General features: G+C 39.8%; 21 protein-coding genes. 8 read left to right on the top strand and 13 right to left on the bottom strand.

The genetic code is table 11. From position 1 onward, the window contains the following. Positions 1 to 14: 14 nt before the first annotated feature. The 8 genes from MKL38_RS15160 to ubiG all read right to left on the bottom strand — a co-directional run bounded on the left by MKL38_RS15160 (position 15) and on the right by ubiG (position 7,277). Positions 15 to 998 carry a sulfonate ABC transporter substrate-binding protein gene (locus MKL38_RS15160; RefSeq protein ID WP_270903668.1) on the bottom strand — a complete coding sequence of 328 codons (984 nt, stop codon included), beginning with the start codon at positions 996 to 998 and terminating at the stop codon, positions 15 to 17. A gap of 72 nt (positions 999 to 1,070) precedes the next feature. Continuing rightward, entirely contained in the window at positions 1,071 to 2,039 is a 969-nt protein-coding gene (locus tag MKL38_RS15155; RefSeq protein WP_198078005.1) for a sulfonate ABC transporter substrate-binding protein, read from the bottom strand. A gap of 332 nt (positions 2,040 to 2,371) precedes the next feature. Further along, positions 2,372 to 3,727, bottom strand: coding sequence for an amino-acid N-acetyltransferase (gene argA / locus MKL38_RS15150; protein WP_017389268.1), 1,356 nt, complete (start codon positions 3,725 to 3,727; stop codon positions 2,372 to 2,374). A gap of 121 nt (positions 3,728 to 3,848) precedes the next feature. Next, entirely contained in the window at positions 3,849 to 4,178 is a 330-nt protein-coding gene (locus tag MKL38_RS15145; RefSeq protein ID WP_004640333.1) for an RcnB family protein, read from the bottom strand. Between the two features lie 241 nt (positions 4,179 to 4,419). After that, positions 4,420 to 4,833: an RcnB family protein gene (locus tag MKL38_RS15140; RefSeq protein ID WP_005037684.1), complete on the bottom strand. Its 414-nt coding sequence runs from the start codon at positions 4,831 to 4,833 to the stop codon at positions 4,420 to 4,422. A gap of 217 nt (positions 4,834 to 5,050) precedes the next feature. Continuing rightward, on the bottom strand, positions 5,051 to 5,797 hold the full coding sequence (locus MKL38_RS15135; protein WP_005037682.1) for a YciK family oxidoreductase: 747 nt from the start codon (positions 5,795 to 5,797) through the stop codon (positions 5,051 to 5,053). Between the two features lie 68 nt (positions 5,798 to 5,865). Further along, entirely contained in the window at positions 5,866 to 6,567 is a 702-nt protein-coding gene (locus MKL38_RS15130; RefSeq protein WP_080026059.1) for an HAD family hydrolase, read from the bottom strand. Further along, on the bottom strand, positions 6,564 to 7,277 hold the full coding sequence (ubiG, locus tag MKL38_RS15125; RefSeq protein ID WP_003655787.1) for a bifunctional 2-polyprenyl-6-hydroxyphenol methylase/3-demethylubiquinol 3-O-methyltransferase UbiG: 714 nt from the start codon (positions 7,275 to 7,277) through the stop codon (positions 6,564 to 6,566). The genes MKL38_RS15130 and ubiG overlap by 4 nt, the downstream gene beginning before the upstream one ends. A 180-nt stretch (positions 7,278 to 7,457) precedes the next feature. Between ubiG and MKL38_RS15120 the strand changes: the two genes are divergently transcribed. After that, positions 7,458 to 8,075: a thiol:disulfide interchange protein DsbA/DsbL gene (locus MKL38_RS15120; protein WP_002120747.1), complete on the top strand. Its 618-nt coding sequence runs from the start codon at positions 7,458 to 7,460 to the stop codon at positions 8,073 to 8,075. Positions 8,076 to 8,183: 108 nt separating this feature from the next. Here MKL38_RS15120 and MKL38_RS15115 read toward each other — a convergent pair whose 3' ends face one another. Together MKL38_RS15115 and MKL38_RS15110 are read right to left on the bottom strand one after the other, a co-directional pair. Further along, complete coding sequence (locus MKL38_RS15115; protein ID WP_270903667.1) at positions 8,184 to 8,831, bottom strand: TetR/AcrR family transcriptional regulator; 648 nt, start codon at positions 8,829 to 8,831, stop codon at positions 8,184 to 8,186. A 137-nt stretch (positions 8,832 to 8,968) separates the two neighbouring features. Next, positions 8,969 to 9,607 carry a TetR family transcriptional regulator gene (locus MKL38_RS15110; RefSeq protein WP_270903666.1) on the bottom strand — a complete coding sequence of 213 codons (639 nt, stop codon included), beginning with the start codon at positions 9,605 to 9,607 and terminating at the stop codon, positions 8,969 to 8,971. 173 nt (positions 9,608 to 9,780) lie between these two features. Between MKL38_RS15110 and MKL38_RS15105 the strand changes: the two genes are divergently transcribed. The 5 genes from MKL38_RS15105 (at position 9,781) to MKL38_RS15085 (ending at position 15,984) form a co-directional block, all read left to right on the top strand. Then, complete coding sequence (locus tag MKL38_RS15105; protein WP_270903665.1) at positions 9,781 to 10,806, top strand: ferredoxin reductase; 1,026 nt, start codon at positions 9,781 to 9,783, stop codon at positions 10,804 to 10,806. A 33-nt stretch (positions 10,807 to 10,839) separates the two neighbouring features. After that, positions 10,840 to 12,003, top strand: a complete 1,164-nt coding sequence (locus tag MKL38_RS15100; RefSeq protein WP_270903664.1) for a fatty acid desaturase family protein — start codon at positions 10,840 to 10,842, stop codon at positions 12,001 to 12,003. Positions 12,004 to 12,177: 174 nt separating this feature from the next. Next, a complete protein-coding gene (gene rph, locus MKL38_RS15095) occupies positions 12,178 to 12,894 on the top strand; it encodes a ribonuclease PH (protein ID WP_005037670.1) in 717 nt (238 codons plus the stop codon). Between the two features lie 290 nt (positions 12,895 to 13,184). Further along, positions 13,185 to 15,353 carry a phosphocholine-specific phospholipase C gene (locus tag MKL38_RS15090; protein ID WP_270903663.1) on the top strand — a complete coding sequence of 723 codons (2,169 nt, stop codon included), beginning with the start codon at positions 13,185 to 13,187 and terminating at the stop codon, positions 15,351 to 15,353. A 463-nt stretch (positions 15,354 to 15,816) separates the two neighbouring features. After that, positions 15,817 to 15,984: an ABZJ_00068 family colistin stress protein gene (locus MKL38_RS15085; RefSeq protein WP_004640355.1), complete on the top strand. Its 168-nt coding sequence runs from the start codon at positions 15,817 to 15,819 to the stop codon at positions 15,982 to 15,984. On the opposite strand, the gene nadC is transcribed toward MKL38_RS15085, so the two are convergent. Next, the gene (gene nadC / locus MKL38_RS15080; RefSeq protein WP_005049254.1) at positions 15,981 to 16,826 is read right to left on the bottom strand and encodes a carboxylating nicotinate-nucleotide diphosphorylase; all 846 of its coding nucleotides are present in this window, start codon (positions 16,824 to 16,826) and stop codon (positions 15,981 to 15,983) included. The two genes, MKL38_RS15085 and nadC, sit on opposite strands and share 4 nt — an antisense overlap. Positions 16,827 to 16,997: 171 nt before the next feature. Here nadC and ampD point away from each other — a divergent pair, with 171 nt between their 5' ends. Beyond that, a complete protein-coding gene (gene ampD / locus MKL38_RS15075) occupies positions 16,998 to 17,567 on the top strand; it encodes a 1,6-anhydro-N-acetylmuramyl-L-alanine amidase AmpD (protein ID WP_270903662.1) in 570 nt (189 codons plus the stop codon). A 72-nt stretch (positions 17,568 to 17,639) separates the two neighbouring features. Further along, positions 17,640 to 19,190 carry a murein biosynthesis integral membrane protein MurJ gene (gene murJ / locus MKL38_RS15070; protein ID WP_231762189.1) on the top strand — a complete coding sequence of 517 codons (1,551 nt, stop codon included), beginning with the start codon at positions 17,640 to 17,642 and terminating at the stop codon, positions 19,188 to 19,190. Positions 19,191 to 19,238: 48 nt separating this feature from the next. On the opposite strand, the gene MKL38_RS15065 is transcribed toward murJ, so the two are convergent. Next, positions 19,239 to 19,934, bottom strand: a complete 696-nt coding sequence (locus MKL38_RS15065; protein WP_270903661.1) for an FKBP-type peptidyl-prolyl cis-trans isomerase — start codon at positions 19,932 to 19,934, stop codon at positions 19,239 to 19,241. Positions 19,935 to 19,983: 49 nt separating this feature from the next. Continuing rightward, complete coding sequence (locus MKL38_RS15060; RefSeq protein ID WP_003656168.1) at positions 19,984 to 20,709, bottom strand: FKBP-type peptidyl-prolyl cis-trans isomerase; 726 nt, start codon at positions 20,707 to 20,709, stop codon at positions 19,984 to 19,986. Positions 20,710 to 20,717: the final 8 nt, after the last annotated feature.

The raw sequence follows: 20,717 nt of genomic DNA, 5'->3' as shown, positions 1-20,717 counted from the left end.
TATGTCTATTGAAATTACTTGGCAATCCAAACAGCTTGTTTGATGCTGATTGGTTTTGGAATGATGCCTTGTTGGGTAAAAATGTCTGCGAGCTGCTGTTGCTCAGCAATAACTTTGCTGTTGAGTGGCGCTGCCGATGATGGACGTGGACGACGTTTAATGAATAAGTCACTAGTCGCAGGCTTAAGGCCTGTGCTTTGCCCAATGGCACTTGCCGTTTCTGCTTGATGGCTTTGAACCCATTTGTCGGCTTGATTGATTTGTTTGATGAGTCCAGAAACCGCTTTAGGATATTGTTTAACAAAATCTGGAGCGGCTAAGTAAAATGTATAGTTCGGACTTAAGCCTTTACCTGATGCAAGAATACGGGCTTGATCTTCTAATTGTGCTGAAGCGAAGTAAGGGTCCCAAATTGCCCATGCATCAACGGCACCTTTTTGGAATGCAGCACGAGCATCGGCAGGAGTAAGCCAAATTGGAGTAATGTCGCTCCAGTTTAGGCCTGCTTTACGTACGGCTTGTACAAGTAAATAATGAGAGCTGGAACCTTTTTGCAGTGCAATACGTTTGCCTTTCAGGTCTTTAAGCTGTTTCAGTTGTGAGTTTTTTGGAACTAAAATTGCCGATGCCAGCGGTTTAGCCGCTTCATAAGCAATGTAATATAAAGGCTTGCCAGCTGCTTGTGCGTAGACTGGTGGGGTATCTCCAGTGACTCCAACATCAAGTGAACCGACAGCTAAAGCTTCTAAAATTTGTGGGCCAGCAGGGAACTCATTCCAAGTAACTTTGGCATTTGGAAATTCTTGTTCAAATAATTTTTGCTGTTTGGCAATCGCAAAATTAATAGAGCTTTTTTGAAAACCAATACGAAGTTCTTTCACAGTTGGATCAATTGCCCAAGCTGGCGCTGCAATTGTTAAACCTAGTACAGTGACTGCGCTAATACGTTTAACTAACTGTACCCACTGACTCTTATTGAAAAATAATTGATGTTGCATATCGATATCCTTGTTCCCCTTGAGGCAAGGCACAGCATTTATATGATTATTTAAGCCGTGCCTATGCTGGGTTTATTTCAGTTTTAAAATGGCGTCTTGAATGGTGAGTTTGTTTGGAATGAGCTTTTGCGCATAAAAGGCATCAGCTACTTGTTGTTGTTCTTTCGCCACCTTGTCAGAGATTGGCTGAACTCCAAAACCCATACGTGAAATGGAAGTTTTGAGTACATCAAACTCAAGTGCTGTAGGTTTTTCGAGTAGCTTGGCAGCTTCATCCTGATGTGTGCTGACCCATTCAGTTGTCTGGTTAAGGGTTTGCACGACTGTGTTGAGAACTTTCGGATTATTTTCTGCAAACTTACGGTCAGCTAAATAGAACTGATGATTGCTTACCAAATTTTCACCTGTTGCTAAAACTCGTGCCTGAATTTGATGTTCAGCCGCTGCAAAGAACGGGTCCCAAATCACCCATGCATCTACCGCACCTTTTTCAAAGGCCGCACGTGCATCTGATGGCGGTAAATAAACAGGTTGAATATCGCTTAAGCTTAAGTTGTTGGCTTCTAGAACTTTCAATAACAGGTAATGAACATTCGAGCCTTTATTAAGAGCAACACGTTTGCCTTTTAAATCTTGAATAGAGTGGATTGGAGAATCTTTTTGTACCAATAGCGCTTCTGCTTTTGGCGCAGCGGGTTGGTTTGCGACATAGACTAAATTTGGATTGGCAGCTTGAGCAAAGATTGGGGGAGCTTCACCTGCTTCACCAAGTGAAACGCTCCCTACATTCAAGCCTTCAAGCAATTGAGGGCCAGCAGGAAACTCAACCCATTTTACTTGTACACCTTGATCTTTTAGTACTTTTTCTAGGTCACCACGGGCCTTTAAAATAGGAAGGATGCCATATTTTTGATAGCCAATATTTAAAGTTGTGGTGGCTTGTTCCTCTTTTTTGGCACAACCACTTAGCATCATCACTCCTGCTAGGCTGGCCGCGATGACTGAATATTTTGCCCATGAAGTGGTGTTGAAAAGTGCCATGAGGTTTCGTGCTCCCCGAAAGAGAAAAGAAAAAATAATTGGGTGAGCAGATACCCTAAAGGGATTTTTATTTCAGAAAAAATAAGTATTCGGTCTTTATTTATGCAAAAAAAAGCTAAACACAATAGGCTATAAACTTATGCAAAAAAATGATTTATCTAAAAGAAATATGTTTAATGAATTGTGATTAAGTTGATGTAAATAAAATAAAAAATATTAAAACATTAAAAACAGAGATTTAAAAAAAGTACAACCATAAATTAATAGCATTTATGGTTGTACTTTTTTAACTAAGCTTATCTGAAATAAGAATATCTTAAAAAGAGCAAAGGCTAAGGGAGCAGCTTTTTAAACACTAAAGAATTCCTTTGGTAGTTATAGAGCGCTTGACGAGCATTGGGCAACTCATCAACACTGACCTGATGAAAACCATGTTCTAAAAACCAGTGAGCGGTACGCGTTGTTAAAACGAATAATTGATGAATACCTTGTTCTTTGGCTTTTTCTTCAAGGAATTGCAGAATTTGGCTACCACGGTTTGATTTACGATAACTTGGATGCACGGCAACACAGGCAATTTCTGCAGAACGAGTTTCGTTAAACTCAGTCGGAATTGGATAAAGTGCAGCACACGCTAGAATCATACCGTCGCGTTCAATGACAGCAAACTGGCTGATTTCTTGCTCTAAACGTTCTCGTGAACGATAAACCAAGATGCCTTCTTCTTCTAAAGGTCGTAATAAATTCATTAAACCACCCACATCTTGAATATGGGCTGTGCGAACTTCTTCATAATGTGCATCGGTAATCATGGTCCCTATACCATCTCGAGTAAATAACTCTTGAAGAAGGGCGCCATCATAGGCGTATGAAATGAGATGTACGCGATGTACGCCAGATAAAGAGGCTTTTTTGGCTTGTTGCAAATGTAAAGTGAGTGTCGGACTAATAGTTTGGTATTGTTGAATATAGTAGTCGAGCTGATGTGGGCTTAACTCACGTAATATTTGTTCATCCTCATTAAGAAGCCCTTGTTGTTCCCCAAGAAAAATGAGTTTATCTGCTTTTAAATAAGTTGCAGTTTTGGTCGCAACTTCTTCTGCTCTTAAGTTAAATACTTCGCCTGTAGTGGAATAACCTGTTGGCCCCAGTAGCACAATATTATGATTATCGAGGTGTCGATCAATCGCATCGGTATCAATAGAACGAACTTCACCTGTGAGTTGGAAATCCATTCCATCACGAATGCCATAAGGTTTAGCAGTCACAAAATTACCCGATATCACATCTATTCGAGCGCCGTACATTGGAGAGTTCGCTAAGCCCATAGAAAGCAATGCTTCAATTTCTAGGCGAATGGAGCCTACGGCACTCATGACACAGCTTAAAGATTCACGTGTAGTAATGCGGCAGTTGTCATAAAAAGGGGTTTCAATTCCTTTTTCTTTAAGATTTTGATTAATTTGCGGACGTGCGCCATGAACTAAGATTAAACGGATACCAAGAGAGTGTAATAAAGCAATATCGTGAATGATATGTTCGAAATTAGGATGACGGACTGCTTCACCACCAAACATCAATACGAATGTTTTATCGCGGTGAGCATTAATGTAGGGTGCTGAGTGTCGAAACCAGTGTACATAATGCTGGGTGTTATTATGCGACTTTTCTAAAGACTTGCTTGGCATACCGATCTCGAATCAACAGCAAAAAGATATAGAGATGATTCTAAACAAAAAAGATTAAAGTCGCATGTTTTAGATAAAAAAACACCCAAATCAGAGTTTGGGTGTTTAAAGAATTTTAGAATTAGTGAACAACTCTAATGATTTTGTGGCTTTGTTCATTTACCAGCACATAATTTCCGTTCACCTTGTACCATTTCTGGTAGCGACCCGGTTTAGTTAATTTTTGATGCTGACGATAGTCAATCACGTAACGTGAGTGTTGATATTCACGGGGTACAACTTGACCTGCTCGCCAAACATTACGATGGTCATCTTTTTTAATTACTTTAACGGTTTTTACTTCATGGTTTTGGTAATTGCCATGGTGATTATGATCGTTAGGTGCTGCCATTGCTGTTGTTGCAACTAAACCACTGAGTGAAAGAACAATTGCTGTTGTTAGTTTTTTCATTGTAAACCTCGAATGATGAATTAAATTTCAATAACTAAAGATTAGTGAACAATTACAGATAAATCGTGGAGGCTACGAAGAATAAATGTGAAAACTAACTATGAAATAAGAAGAAATTAAGAAAATACGAAGTGTAAGATTATAAAAAATCTTTTTATTTTTAAAATATATAAGTAATAAAAAAGGATAAAACCCAGAGGCTTTATCCTTTTTTATTCAGCGATAGCGAGGATCTATCGTTTTAAAAACCACGAATACTAACAATACTATTAGAATCAGTGTCGACTAAAATATAGTCATTATTGATTTTGTACCATTGTTGACTGCGGCCTGGTTTCGGCAAGTTACTGTCTTTATAGTCGACTTTGTAGCCATTACCACGATAGTGCTGTGGCATGACATAGCCAGGCTGCCAGCGATGCTGTTTAAGCCTTTCAAAACCACGTTCTTCGCGCATACGGCGTTCGTCACGGACACGATCTTCATCATGATCACGTCCAAATCCTGGCCCACGATCGTTCCATTCACCGCGTGGTCCTCCTCCTTTAGGACCTTTGTGGCCATGGCCTCGGTCAAAAGGAGGATCAGCAAAGCTCGCCATACTTGTAGTGAGTACGGCTATGGAAAGGGTTAAGATTGTGAACAACTTTTTCATGATGCATCCTCGTTTACATCTGATGTCTCTCATGTTGAATACTCTACGCGCAAAATGCAGAGAAACTGTGAAGATCATTTAATGGTTCAATTAAAATTACGGATAGATCAAGAGTTTTTATCAATAATAAAAAAGGCTTGTATATATCTTTTCAGGTATAGGCAAGCCAGATTTGATGATCGGCTGTAATTTTCTTTAGCTTTTCATCTTTAACTTTTTAATCCTGTGCATCGATACTTTGACCATTGAGCGCCAAGCTATCTTCACCCATTAAATAGAGATAAGCAGGCAAGATCGACTCTGGTGTAGGTAGTGTTTTCGGATCTTCTTGTGGATAGGCTTTGGCACGCATTGCGGTACGTGTCGCGCCTGGATTAATGCAGTTAAAGCGGATATTTGGATAAGTATTCTCCGCTGCAAAAATTTTGCTGACCGCTTCAATTGCAATTTTTGAGACAGAATATGCACCCCATAAGGCACGTGCTTCGCGACCTACGCCAGAGCTGGTAAAGACGACAGAGGCATTTTCTGATTTTTGCAAAAGTGGTAATAACGCTTGAGTCAAAGCAAAAGGGGCGCGCAAGTTAACTGCCATGACATCATCCCATACTTCCGATGGATAATGTGCCAGCTCAACGCGTTCACCTAAAATACCAGCATTATGCAAAATACCGTCAAGACGCCCAAACTGCTTTTCGAGCGTATCGACTAAAAAGTCATAATCACGGTCAGAAGCGCTCGAAAGCTGTAACGGTAAAATTGCCGGTTGCGGTGCACCTAGACTTTCAATTTCATCATAAATAACTTCAAGTTTATTTAAGGTTCTACCATGCAGTACAACGGTTGCGCCATGTAGGGCATAAGTCAGAGCTGCAGCTCGCCCAATTCCATCGCCAGCACCGGTAATTAAAATGATTCGATCTTTGAGTAGATCTGGACGAGGTTGGTATTCTGAATATTTCATTGGTAAACCTCCTTCTTTTTATATTGATAAAACGAATAACTGTTAAAAAAGCCTATAAAACTCTTATGTTAACTTATCATACGCTGATTTTCCTGTAGAGCAGGAAGCTTTTGACGTAACATATCGTGTAATTCTGTCACCGTATTTACAATCGAATCGGCCTGCCATGCAGTGAGATCATCACGGTGTTCGATTGGTAAATAGCCATATGCAGCTAAAATAGTATACATATTGGCATTGCGACCAGCATCAATATCACGTGGGTGGTCACCCACATAAATAATTTCATTTGCTGGGATATTTAACTGTTTAGCAGCCAAATACATTGGTTCAGGGTCTGGTTTAGTTTTACTAACATCCTCAGGACATACCAAAACCGCGCAGCGTTCAGTCAGATTTAACTTCTCTAAGAGAGACTCGCTTAAACCACGAGGTTTATTGGTCACAATACCCCACGGAATTTCTTTAGCTTCTAAAGTTTCTAGAAGCGGATACATGCCTTCAAACAGGTCTGTATCGACCACAATGTTATTGCCGTAAATGTCTAAAAAGTTTTGGCGATGTGCCAAGAAAATCGGATTGGTCACATCCAGCTCTGGATAGACCAATTTAACCATCGCACGTGCACCCTCAGAAACCTGAGTACGAATTAGATCGGCATCAACAACCGGACGTCTTTCATCACGGCACATTTGCTGAATAATACGAATGAAGTCGGCAGCCGTATCGATAAGAGTACCGTCTAAATCAAATAAAACAGCTTTCATCATGCACCTGTATTGATCGTGTGAACCATATAATTAACGTCGACATTTGGCGCTAACCAGTAATGCTTGGTAAGCGGATTGTAGTGCAGTCCAGTCATTTCTTTTAAGGTAAGGCCTGCATTACGAATGTCATGTGCCATTTCAGATGGGCGAATAAATTTATGATAATCATGTGTACCTTTTGGCAACATGCGTAGTACGTATTCTGCGCCAATAATGGCAAATAAATAAGATTTTGGGTTACGGTTAATGGTTGAGAAGAACACATGGCCACCCGGTTTAACCAAAGCCTGACAAGCTCTTACAATAGATGCTGGATCTGGAACGTGTTCCATCATTTCCATGCAAGTGACTACATCGTATTGACCGGCTTGTTCTTGTGCTAATTCTTCTACAGGAATTTGGCGATATTCAATATTTTGAACATTGTCTTGCTGAGCATGCAAACGGCCAACAGCTAGCGGTGCTTCACCCATATCAATACCAAGTACATCTGCTCCTCGACGTGCCATGCTCTCAGCCAAAATACCGCCACCACAGCCGACATCAAGTACTTTTTTTCCAGCAAGTCCGCCTACGCGTTCATCAATCCAATTTAAACGTAGTGGATTAATTTGATGAAGTGGGCGAAATTCAGAATGTTGATCCCACCATTTGGCAGCAAGTGCTTCAAACTTTGCGATTTCTTGTAAATCAACATTCAATTGCGACATGGTGCTACCTCTAAACTTGAGTTATCTTTTTGGATATAGTTCGCCGTTAGTGTAGCGATTATTGGGAAAAAAGCGATAAACCCAATAAAAAACTTCACAGAAGCAAAACGAATTTAGCATATTTGTTTTATATTTAGGGCATAAGCTAATGCATAACAACTTAGAGGAAAAGCTGTAGCAATGAAAAAATTGGTTTTGGGTGGTTTGAGTGCAGCAATTATGGCCGTATCGGGTAGTGCAATGGCAGCAGATTTTGTTGCTGGTAAAGACTACACCGTGATTGCCAATCCAGGCAAAGTGGAAGTTCCGGGGAAAATCGAAGTTCGAGAGTTCTTTTGGTACGGATGCCCACACTGTTTTAAACTTGAACCGCATATGCAAACGTGGTTAAAACAGATTCCTAAAGATGTGCGTTTTGTACGTACACCAGCTGCAATGAATAAAATGTGGGAACAAGGGGCGCGTACCTATTATACATCTGAGGCATTAGGTGTACGTAAACGCACGCATTTACCATTATTCCATGCGATTCAGGTAAACGGTCAGCAAATTTTTGATCAGGCTTCTGCGGCTAAGTTCTTCACACGTTATGGCGTGCCTGAACAGAAATTTAATAGCACTTACAACTCATTTGCTGTGACTGCAAAAGTTGCTGAATCAAATAAACTTGCTCAACAGTACCAATTAACAGGCGTACCTGCAGTTGTTGTGAATGGTAAATATGTTGTGCAGGGTGAAGATGGTAAAGTCACTCAAGTTCTTAATTATTTAATTGAGAAAGAACGTAAAGCAAAATAAGTTGTTTAGGCTTTACTTCAAAAATGGGCTTCATCTGAAGCCCATTTTTATTCACTTAAAATTTATATCGATGTTTAATTTTTTGTTAATTATCACGAAATATTTCAATTAATTTTTTGAGTTTTCATCTTCAATTTGAAAATTTAAAACATCAAAATTAACTGTTTGGGTTGGTAGCGATAAGGCCTGATTAATATATAAATTAATTAATTTTTGGCGAGAACCAATAGAACGCTGGTAATACGTAGAATTTAAAAGTAATGATGCGCCATAAGTGAGTGACCAGATGTAAGACAAATAATCACGAATCGACATATCATAATTTAATGATTTTAAATAATTTTCCGTAATATCTTTAATAGCTAAAATGCGCTGTTGGCGGATTTCATAAAGTTCTTCGAAAAGATGCTTCAACTTAGACTCTGTCATCGTCAGATTTTCTTCAAGTTGATGCAATAGAATCGTTTTTCCAGGCGTAAGCAAATGGTGAAGCATGTAATGAGGAGCATACTCTTTGAAATCTGTATTATATTTTTTAGAAATTTCTAAAATTTGCTTTTCATTTTGAATAATTAACTCAAGTAGAAGCTCATTTTTGCTTCTAAAATGCTTATAAAGTGTGCCTTTAGCAATATCCAGCTCGGCCACTAACTCATCTAGAGTAATTTCCTGATTGTTTTCTAGTAACAATTTTTCTGCCACGCTTAGAATTTTTTCTTTGCGCATCAAAAACTGTGTATGACGATCAAGATTCATAGGTATTCCCACACCAGTTTGGCCTAACTAATAATTTACTTCCTGTAAAAAGAAAAAGACTTTTCTCGAAATTTTTAGCCTTTTTCTTTCTCTCTTTACGTATTACCACATAACCTGTTTTTTGTCATTTGCCGCTTTTACCGTTCCCAGTTTGCAATCCCTCTAAAGAGTAAGCGAACTTGTGTAGAGGCATTTTCGATAAAGGCAGTTTGTTGCTGTTTGAGCTGCTCGTCTTGATATTGTTTAGATAGGTTGAGCCACGTCATTGCCCACGTAAATGACATGTTTGTCAAAATAGTAGACAAGACATTTAAGTCTTGAGGTTGTTGAATATGTTTGAAATTTTCGAGTTTGGTGAGATCTGTAGTCAAATCTTCAATCAGAAATTCGATTTCTCGGGCAATTGCTGAACGAACCGTTTCTGAACCTCCCCAACGTTCGGAAATCATAAATTGCCACTGCTTAGGGCTATGATTTACCGCCTGAACAAATAGCTCAATGCTGGTCTGAGTTTTCGTAGATTTATGTTGTAAATAACTTTGACCCAATTGATGTAAAACACTTTTTAAGTGTAGTGCGACTTGATCAACCAGTTCTTTACCAAGTTCATCCATGTCTTGAAAATGACGATAGAACGCTGTCGGCACCAAACCAACTTCACGTGCAACTTCACGCAAACTGATACTACTGAACGAACGCCCAGACGTGCTCAGATGCAAGGCTGCATCAAGGAGTGCCTGACGACTTTGCTGTTTTCGTTCATCCCGTATCGACATTAAAAGAACCTATTTAAACCGTGAGCCAGAGTCTAACAAAAAAGAGCAAACTTTCATAAAAAAAATAGTGAACAAGTGTTGACTGAGTGAACAGTTATAAATATAGTGTACATATGTTCACTATACGAACATGTGTTCACTCAAATAAATAGCCAGATACAAAAGAGGAACGTATGAACGCAACACTTAGTTATCAGCCACATTTGGTTCGAGAAGATTTCGTTGATTTTGTTTTGCAGAAAATTAACGTGACTTGGGCTTGGAAACGCGTACTTGCAGAAGTTACCGCAGTTCAGTCTCTACATACCGATATGGTGCTTATCAAGCTAAAACCGAATCGTAATTTTAAATTCGATCAGGTATGTGCTGGACAAAGTATTTTATTGACCCTACTTATAGATGGGGTTTACCACCAGCGTAGTTATTCAATTATTGATGTAACGAATGAAGGTGAAATCTCTTTAGGTATTAAAGTACAGGGCTTAGTGTCTAGTGCAGCTCAACTATTACATGTTGGAGAGTGCATTGAGATTTCACAGCCACAAGGTGAATTCACACTACATTCAGGTCAACAGCCAGCTATTTTAATTGCGTCAGGTAGTGGCATTACTGCAATTTATTCACTTTTGCAGCAAGCTTTGAAACAGCAGCTCGAACAGATTCATGTCATTTACTTTAATCGCGCAGAAATTTTTCATGCTGAATTAAAAGCTTTGGCAGAAAAGCATCCAGAGCTTCAATATCATTTTTTTAATACCACTGAGCAAAAGCAGCATTTAGATGCGAAATTGTTGACGAAACTGGTCCCGAACTTTAAAGACCTACAAATGTATGCATGTGGTCATCACGGCATGATGCGTCAGGCACAAGATATTTATAAGCAACATGATGCGTTGGAAAACTTCCATCAAGAGTTTTTCATGCCTGTTCAAATCGAACAATCTAATGAAGCACAACCAATCATATTCCGTCGTTCGCAACAAAACTTTCTTGCCACGACAACGTTATTAAGCAGTGCAGAGCAAGCTGGTTTACGTCCACAGCATGGTTGTCGTATGGGTGTATGCAACCAATGTACGTGTACCAAAGTCAGTGGTGTCACCCAGAATATATTAACAGGTGAAATTGACGATCAACCAAATCGTGCAATTAAGTTATGCGTGAACCAAGCCCTTAGCCCAGTCACGATTGATCTATAAAAACAAACATAAAAGAGATTTGAGGATACCCTTATGAATATGGCAGTGGAACTTAAAGCAACATCAAAATCGGCACATTTAACCCCAGAGCAAACAGAAGCTTTTGGTCGCCGTATTGAAGAAATTCGTCTTGAAGTGATGAAAGATCTCGGGGAAGAAGATTCAAAATATATTTACAAAGTACGTAATTTTGTACGCTACACCGAAATTGCATCACGTGGCATGTTGATGTTTGGTGGTTGGATTCCACCAGTATGGTTGTTGGGTACGGCTATGTTAGGCGTATCTAAAATCGTTGAAAACATGGAACTCGGTCATAATGTGATGCATGGTCAGTTTGACTGGTTAAATGATCCAACGCTTAACGGTGCAACCTATGACTGGGATACGGTGTGTACGGGTGAAGACTGGAAATATACCCATAACTATAAGCATCATACCTATACCAATGTGTTTGGCATGGATCATGATATTAGCGGTTATGGTGTGATGCGCATGAGCCGTGAGCAAAAGTGGGAACCTCGTTTTTTATTCAACGTGCCAATGGGTTTTGTATTGTCAACGGGTTTTGAATGGTTACTGGCTTTGCAACGTCTAGAGATGGAAAAAGTATTGTTTGATGGCACCAAAACTTGGAAAGAAGTGTATGTAGAATCTAAAAATCTACGTAAAAAAATGGTACGTCAGTTTGGTAAAGATTATGTGCTATTCCCACTAATTGCAGGACCAATGTTCTTACCAGTATTGGCTGGTAACTTTTTTGCTAACTTGATCCGTAACTACTGGGCATCGACCGTGATTTATTGTGGCCATTTCACAGAAGACTCTGAAATTATCACTGACAATATTGATAATGAAACCAAAGCAGAGTGGTACTTGCGTCAGATCCGTGGTTCAGCAAACTTTACTGGCGGTAAAATCATGCATTTCTTGAGTGGCAACTTGAGTCATCAAATCGAACATCACTTATTTCCTGATGTGCCTGCCAACCGCTATCAAGAGATGGCACCTAAAGTACGTGAAGTTTGTGCAGAGTTCGGTCAACAGTACAATACCGCGCCCTTTGGATCTCAAATTTTGAGTGTGTATAAACGCCTGGCTGTTCACTCTTTGCCTGACAATGTGGTTGATCGTTTAGTGGCGACCAAGCGGACCTTTGTTGAGGCGGTAAAAGGCATGTTTGGCAAAACTGCTTAATAAAGATAGAGCATTGTTTAAGGTATTCCAAATAGCTCCTTTTAAGGGGCTATTTTTATTTTTGAGTCATTAAAAGTGCAGACTTACATTTGAAAGTAGGGAATAAACTCAACCTGTCAAAATCCTTTGCTATACTATGCCCAGATTTGTATTTAAGAGAAGTTAGGAAGGATTATGCGTATTGACCAACGTGAATTAGACCAGTTACGTGAAGTAAAAATCACACGTAACTATACCCGTTACGCAGAAGGTTCAGTTCTGGTTGAGTTTGGTCACACCAAAGTCCTTTGTACTGCAAGTATCGATAATTCGGTTCCACGGTTTTTAAAAGGAAAAGGACAGGGCTGGGTCACTGCTGAATATGGCATGTTACCGCGCTCAACACACTCACGTTGTGACCGTGAAGCAGCGCGTGGTAAACAGTCGGGCCGGACACAGGAAATCCAACGTCTGATTGGTCGTAGCTTACGTGCTATGGTCGATTTGAAAAAGCTTGGCGAAAATACCATTACTATCGACTGTGATGTGATTCAGGCAGATGGTGGTACGCGTACAGCTTCAATTACTGGTGCTGCTGTAGCATTGGTTGATGCTATGAATGTTTTATTATCTCAAAAGAAAATTAAGCATGATCCGCTTAAAGGATTAGTTGCTGCAATTTCTGTGGGTATGTATCAAGATGAAGTATTGCTTGATCTTTGCTATGAAGAAGACTCGAACTGTCAAACTGACTTAAACGTGGTGATGACTCAAGCAGGTGAATTCATTGAAATTCAAGGTACTGCTGAAGACAAACCGTTTACTCGCGCACAAAGCAATGCCATGTTAGAAATGGCTGAAAAAGGAATTGCCGAGCTCGTTAAAAAGCAACAAGAAGCTTTAGGCTGGTAATTTTAAGTTTTCTAAAAAAGCGCATCTTCGGATGCGTTTTTTTATGCCTTCATCAAATCGACATAAAAACATCACTTGCTTGTCACTTTTACACGTTATTAGTAGTTCGCATTTAAACCGTTTGGAAAAAAATGATGCGAAAACTTTCACTTTTATTAATTACATCTTTAGCACTTATGCTCAGTGCTTGTAACGATGATAACGACTCAGACAATTCATCGCCAACAACACCGCCGACCAGTAATTGCAAAATGCACTGCGCACCATAATAAGAACTCAGGATAGAACTAATGAATCGTCGCGAATTTCTTTTAAATTCTACAAAAACCATGTTTGGGACAGCTGCTTTAGCGAGTTTCCCGCTTAGTATTCAAAAAGCCTTAGCTATTGATGCCAAAGTTGAAAGTGGAACTATCCAAGATGTTAAACACATCTTGATTTTGACTCAAGAAAACCGCTCTTTTGATAATTATTTTGGAACACTAAAAGGCGTACGTGGTTTTGGAGACCGCTTTACCATTCCAATGACCGAAGGCCGAAAGGTTTGGGAACAATATGATGCTAAGAAAAATAAAATATTGCCTTACCATTTGGATAGCCGCTTAGGAAATGCACAGCGTGTTTCAGGTACGCCTCATTCATGGTCGGATGGTCAAGCCGCTTGGGATAATGGTCGTATGAGTGATTGGGTGGCGCATAAAAAGCCACAATCAATGGGATATTATAAAAAGCAGGAAGTGGAATATCAGTTTGCATTAGCCAATGCTTTTACCATTTGTGACGCTTACCACTGTGCGATGCATGCAGGTACCAATCCAAACCGTAAATTTATCTGGACTGGAACGAATGGCCCTACAGGTGCAGGTGTTGCCAGTGTTGTAAATGAGTTTGATGGTATTGGTCCTTCAAATGAGGGTTATGAATGGACGACTTATCCTGAGCGCTTACAACAGGCTGGTGTTAGCTGGAAAATCTATCAAAATATGCCGGATAACTTTACCGACAATCCTCTAGCAGGTTTCAAACAGTATCGCCGTGCGAATGAGCAATCGGGGCAACCTGTAAGTAACGATGCTCTCGTTTGCCCTGCATACGATGAAAAGATTGATGCAACACAGCCGCTTTATAAGGGTATTGCTAACACTATGCCAGACGGTGGTTTTTTAGGAACTTTTAAAACAGATATTGCTCAAGGAAAATTACCGCAAGTCAGTTGGTTAGTCGCTCCTGCAACCTATAGCGAACATCCAGGGCCATCTAGTCCTGTACAGGGTGCTTGGTATATTCAGGAAGTATTAAATGCTTTAACTGAAAACCCTCAAGTTTGGAGTCAGACGGTTTTATTAGTGAACTTTGATGAGAATGATGGTTTCTTTGACCATATTCCTTCACCAAGTGCACCTTCTAAAGATGAAAAAGGTGTAGTTCAGGGGAAAACGACTTTAAGTGATCAACAAGTGTCTTATGAGTACTTTAATCATCCAGCAGTCGCTACAGCAAAATCTCAACCCGCAACAGATGGACGTGTTTATGGACCGGGTGTACGCGTTCCAATGTATGTGATTTCACCATGGAGTCGTGGGGGATGGGTGAATTCACAAGTCTTTGACCATACTTCTATTTTACAGTTCTTAGAAAAGCGTTTTGGTGTGCAAGAACCAAATATTAGTCCATACCGCCGTGCCGTGTGTGGCGATTTAACTACAGCTTTTGATTTTAAAACACCGAACCTTTTGCCTGTAAATGAGTTAGTAGGTAAGAAAACAAAAGCAGAAGCCGATGCTATTCGTGTTGCTCAAGCTTTATTGCCACAAGTTCCGGTTCCAAGCCAGCAACAATTTGCACAGCAGGAAATGGGCATTAGACCTTCACGTGCTTTGCCTTATATTTTGCATACCAGTGCTAAAGTTGATGCAGCACAAAAGACAGTCAAGCTGATGTTTTCAAATACAGGTAAACAGGCAGCGGTTTTCCATGTGTATAACCGATTAGATCTTACAGCGATTCCACGCCGTTATATGGTTGAAGCGGGTAAACAGTTAGATGATGTCTGGAATGCTACAAATGGGCAGTACGATTTATGGGTACTTGGGCCAAATGGTTTCCATCGTGCGTTTAAAGGTAATTTGAGTCAAGTTAATCAGACTCAAGCATTGCCGGAAATTAGAGTGTGTGTGGAAGAATGTGATGCGAATTTATATTTAAAAGTGCGTCATGATGGTAATAAGTCAGCCAAGCTCACAGTCAAGGCAAATGCTTATCTTCCAAATAAGACATGGACTATAGAAACGGATCATTCTGAAAAAGAACTGGTTTGGGATATGTCTGAATTTGGTGGTTGGTACGACTTTACAGTGACCTTAGCTGATGATGCTACTTTTACCCGTCGCTTTGCTGGCCGTATTGAAACCCAAGAAGATTCAATTTCTGATCCATATATGGGTTATTTAGAGTCTTAAGTTGGTAAGTTATTTTCCTTAATGGGGGTATTGGAATTTATTCCTCATTAGCTGGTGCCAAAAGTCATCTGCAACCTGTCTATAATCTATAAGGATCTTATTTTTGCAACAAAATAGGATAGAGGATGAAAGTGGGCAGGTTTTGCAGATGACAATGCCTTTGGTCTTGCATGGCTTTAGTCGCCATTCAGGGCAAAACCAAAGTAACAGAATTAGCTGTTGGCAAAAAATTCTAGACGGTAAAACTCCGTCGCGTAGGTTGATAGAGAAAAACAAGATATCCCTGTCACAATAGTAAATACAGGGTTTAGGCTGTTGATATAAAATTGTATTTGGGGAGAGACTGTTGTACAGATGAATAATAAAAATAAAGACTTACCTTTTGTAACAGAATCTCCTAAGCCTGGTCATATTTATCTTTTATTGTAGGATCTTAATTTTTTAAGAGTGATGGGGAAAATTTATGCTACAAGGTTTTATTGTATTATTAGCAGTAGTGACATTTGTTTTAATGGCTGCTGACCCACGTGATAATGGGGCACAAGCGACTCAGTCAGCATGGCAGAAAACTCAAGCAGCAGACATGACCAAGTCGCAAAAAAATACTAATAACGATGTGGACTTTATTTAAGCATTAAAACGCATTGATAAATCAACAGCTCTAACGTCTTTAGTCAGCACGCCCATAGAAATGTAGTCAACACCTGTGGTGGCAACTTCCCGTAAGTTTTCAATGGTGATATTGCCTGATGCCTCTAACTTACAACGGCCTGCAACATGTTTTACAGCATCAATCATTTGCTGTTGACTAAAGTTGTCTAGCATAACAATGTCTGCACCAGCTTCAAGTGCTTGATTTAGCTCATCCCAAGTTTCAACTTCGACTTCAACAGGTTTACCCGGTGCAATTTGATGGGCTTTGGCAATTGCCTGAGCAATACCACCTGCTGCCATAATATGGTTTTCTTTAATTAAGAAAGCGTCAAATAAACCTAGACGATGGTTTTGACCACCACCGACAGCTACAGCATATTTTTGTGCAATACGTAAGCCTGGCAAGGTTTTGCGTGTATCGAGGAGTTTTGTATTTAAACCTTCGAGTTGTTGAACATATTCTGCTGTTTTTGTTGCAACCGCAGATAAAGTTTGAATAAAGTTTAAAGCAGGGCGCTCTACAGTAAGTAAGCTACGTGCAGAACCAGCAAGTTTTAAAAATGCTTCGTTTGCAGCAACACGCTCGCCTTCTTGTTTTAACCAAGTCACCTGAACGGTATTGTCATAAGCTGAGATGAGTGCATTTACCCAAGGTTGGCCAGCTAAGACCATATCTTCACGGCTAATAATAGTCGCAGTGGCTTGCTCATCTTCGGGTGTGAGCATAGCGGTAATATCACCGTCCCCAATATCTTCTTGTAATGCTTGTTGAATATTGATTTGAATTGATTGTTCAAGCAAAGACTGAGGTATGCTCATACGGTTTCCATTTTGTCGATGACCCTAAAACTTGCGATATATTAGCACCGTCGACTTTAAAAATAAGCTGTTTTATGAGATTAATCGCGATAAACAATCGCATTTACTACTTTGAAAAGTAGATAACTGTTTTAAACTAAAACAATTGGCAAGCAATTTATTGGCATCTCAATGAAGCAAATCACACCGTATGAAGTTATAGATGGACAATTAAAAGGGGCGAGACAAATCCCTTCTCCAAATTTTAACCAGCGTCCGACTGGTACCGAAATTCAAATGATTGTGGTTCATAATATTAGTTTGCCGCCGTCTCAATTTGGAGGTGGATATATTGAGCAGTTTTTTCAAAACAAGTTAGATTGGTCAGTTCATCCTTATTTCCAGACCATTGAAGGGATGCAGGTTTCTACGCATTTGCTGATTTTACGTAGTGGGGAAGTGCTACAGTTCGTTAATTTTAATGATCGGGCATGGCATGCAGGGCGTTCGAGTTATTTAGCCAAAGTAGAATGCAATGATTATTCAATTGGTATTGAGCTTGAAGGAAGTGATGATTTATCTTTTGAAGACGTACAATATGAAGTACTAACTGACGTTGTTACCGCTATCCGTCAGGCTTATCCTGAAATTAAAAACCATATTGCAGGGCATTCAGATGTTGCTCCTGGCCGAAAAACTGATCCGGGACCTTATTTTAAATGGCAGCACTTTAGACAATTGTTGGGTCAGAAAAAAACTTGAGTTTGTTCATCATTTCACAACGAAAAGATTTTCTAGTTTCATTACAATAGCGTCTTTCGAATATAGCTGTAGGTGAGTACGATGGCATTATGGCGATCGACTTTTATTGTCAGTGCAATGACGATGTTGTCACGAGTGTTAGGGTTAGTACGTGACGTCGTATTGCTCAACGTGTTTGGTGCGGGTAAAGATTTCGATACCTTCGTCGTCGCATTTCGTATTCCCAACTTCTTTCGACGATTGTTTGCCGAAGGTGCCTTTTCTCAGGCTTTTATTCCGGTACTGACCGAATATAAAACAGGTCGAGCACACGCTGAAGTGCAGATTTTGATTAGTCGGGTATTTGGCTGCTTGTTAACAGTCATGACCCTACTAACTTTTGTGGCTATGGTTTTAGCACCTGCAATCATTTATATGTACGCACCCGGTTTCCATAGCGATCCTGAAAAGTTCGATTTAGCAGTCAGCATGTTTCGACTGACCATTCCTTATTTACTGTTTATGTCACTGACTGCTTTTGCCAGCAGTATTTTAAATAGTTATGGTTCTTTTGCTTCACCCGCTTTTTCACCAGTTTTGCTGAATGTCGCGATGATTGCCGGAGCATGGTGGCTTACGCCGTATATGGCCGAACCGATCAAAGCATTAGGCTGGTCAGTTGTTGTGGCGGGTGTTTTGCAGTTAGCGATACAAATTCCAGAGCTATGGCGTAAAAATCTGCTGATTCCACCTAAAGTTGATTTTAAACATGAAGGTGTAGAACGCATTTTAAAATTAATGCTGCCGGCATTATTTGGGGTATCTGTTACCCAGATTAACCTATTATTAAATACGATTTGGGCCTCTTTCATGCAAGATGGTTCAGTGTCTTGGCTCTACAGTGCAGAGCGTATGACTGAATTGCCGTTAGGTTTAATTGGAGTTGCGATTGGTACAGTGATTTTACCTTCACTTTCTGCCCGTCATGCAGAACAAGATCAAGCAAAGTTCCGCGGTATGATCGACTGGGCTGCAAAAATTATTGTATTAGTTGGCTTACCAGCAAGTATTGCCTTATTTATGCTTTCTACACCGATTATTCAGGCATTATTCCAGCGTGGCGAGTTTGACCTACGTGATACACAAATGACAGCTCTAGCACTGCAATGTATGAGTGCAGGCGTGATTTCATTTATGCTGATTAAAGTCTTTGCACCTGGTTTTTATGCACAGCAAGATACTAAAACACCCGTACGTGTCGGTTTAATGTCAGTCGCAGCGAATGCTATTTTAAACGTTGTATTTATTGGTTTCTTTAAGCTGATTGATTGGCAGGCAGAGCATATGGCACTTGCATTGGCATCTTCAGGCTCGGCTTTGGTGAATGCAGGTTTACTCTACTTCTATTTACATAAGCGTAATATTTTTCGATTTGGTTCACATTGGAAAAAGTTGTTTCTTCAATATGGTTTAGCGAACCTTGCTATGATTGGAGCACTTTGGTTTGCGTTAAATTGGTACAACGGTGAACTTTCACAGTGGTTACGTGTTGCCGAAGTGGTTGGATTGTGTGTAGTCGGCGTAGTCGCTTATCTGGTTGCTCTCGTCGTTACAGGTTTTCGTCCTAGAGACTTAAAACACTAAAAATAAAAAAGCGATCTTAAATGATCGCTTTTTTTATATCTAATGAATTTATTTCGGTAAAACTTGTAGTAATTCAATATCAAAAATTAAAGTACTGTTTGGGCCAATACTGTCGCCAGCACCGACCTCACCATAAGCAAGATTCGCAGGAATAAAGAAGCGAGTCTTTCCGCCTTCTTTCATGGTCTGTAGACCTTCTGTCCAACCTGTAATCACTTGACTGAGCTGAAACTCAACTGGATGATTACGGGCAATCGAACTATCAAATACGGTCCCATCGAGTAAACGACCTTCATAATTCACTTTAACACGAGATGTGGCTTTCGGCTTTTGACCATTACCTTCTTTTAATACTTGGTATTGAAGACCAGACTTAGTCGTGATTACACCTGATTTTTTTGCATTTTCAGCAAGAAATGCTGTACCTGCTTGGATATTTAGTTGACCTGTTTTTTGAAATTCGACGAGTTGTTTAGCTTCTAAGGTTTTCTTATAGTCATTAATCGCTTTTGCCATTTCTTCATCAGTTAGGCGTGCTGTTTTACTTTGTGCGCCTTCTTGAAGACCTTGATAAAAAGTATCAAGATTTAGATCTGTTAATGCATCAGTATTATTACGACCCATCAAATAGCCATAACTATAGCTAAATTGTTCTTTTGCTGGGCTTTTATTCGTTATAGGAGTTGCAGCAAGAACAGATAAACTCATTGTTGATGTTGCAATAATTAGACCAATTTTTTTCATGCCGTTTTCCAAAAAAAAGGAGAGTAATGTTCTACTCTCCTGAATGTTTTTATTTCACTGAAATGAGTTCTACATCAAAAATCAGTGTACTGTTTGCTGGAATGCCAGGAACTTCCTGAGGGCCATAGGCAAGATTTGATGGAATGAAGAACGTCGCTTTACCACCTTCTTTCATCAATTGAAGTCCTTCAGTCCAGCCTGGAATAACCTGATTGAGTGGAAACTCAACTGGCTCACCGCGTTTATAAGAACTATCAAAAACCTGACCATTAATTAAACGGCCTTCGTAATGTACTTTAACTATAGATTGCGCAGTGGGTTGTTTACCTGTGCCTTCTTTAGTAATGATATATTGCAAGCCAGACGCCGTAGTTTTTACGCCAGCTTTTGTTTTATTTTCTGCAAGGAATTGAGCATCAGCAGACTCAGGAGCAGCACCAGCAGCTTGTTCTGGTTTATTCTGTTGCTGCATTTTTTGCTGTAATTCTTTTTCATAAGCGGTTACAGCAGCTTTTAACTCTTCTTGAGTATAAGCACTTGGCTGCTTGCTACGAGCATCATGAATCCCTTTCACAAATGCTTTTGTATCTAGCTCAGGTGGAGTTTGTTGAGCAACTTCATACCCAAGAACATAACTGATTTTTTCAATTGGAGAGGCATTTTTATTTGCCTTGCTTCCGACTTCTGTGGTCGGATGTTGGCTTGCATAATATACTGGTACAAGTGCAGCACCGCCTAAAACTACAGCGACAGCAATGGGTAAGGCTTTACTCATAAAAGGTT

Source organism: Acinetobacter sp. AOR14_HL (genome assembly GCF_027855175.1).
Lineage (GTDB): Bacteria > Pseudomonadota > Gammaproteobacteria > Pseudomonadales > Moraxellaceae > Acinetobacter > Acinetobacter calcoaceticus.
The sequence above is the reverse complement of the archived record's forward strand: the minus strand, read 5'-3'. Positions and strand labels throughout refer to the sequence as shown.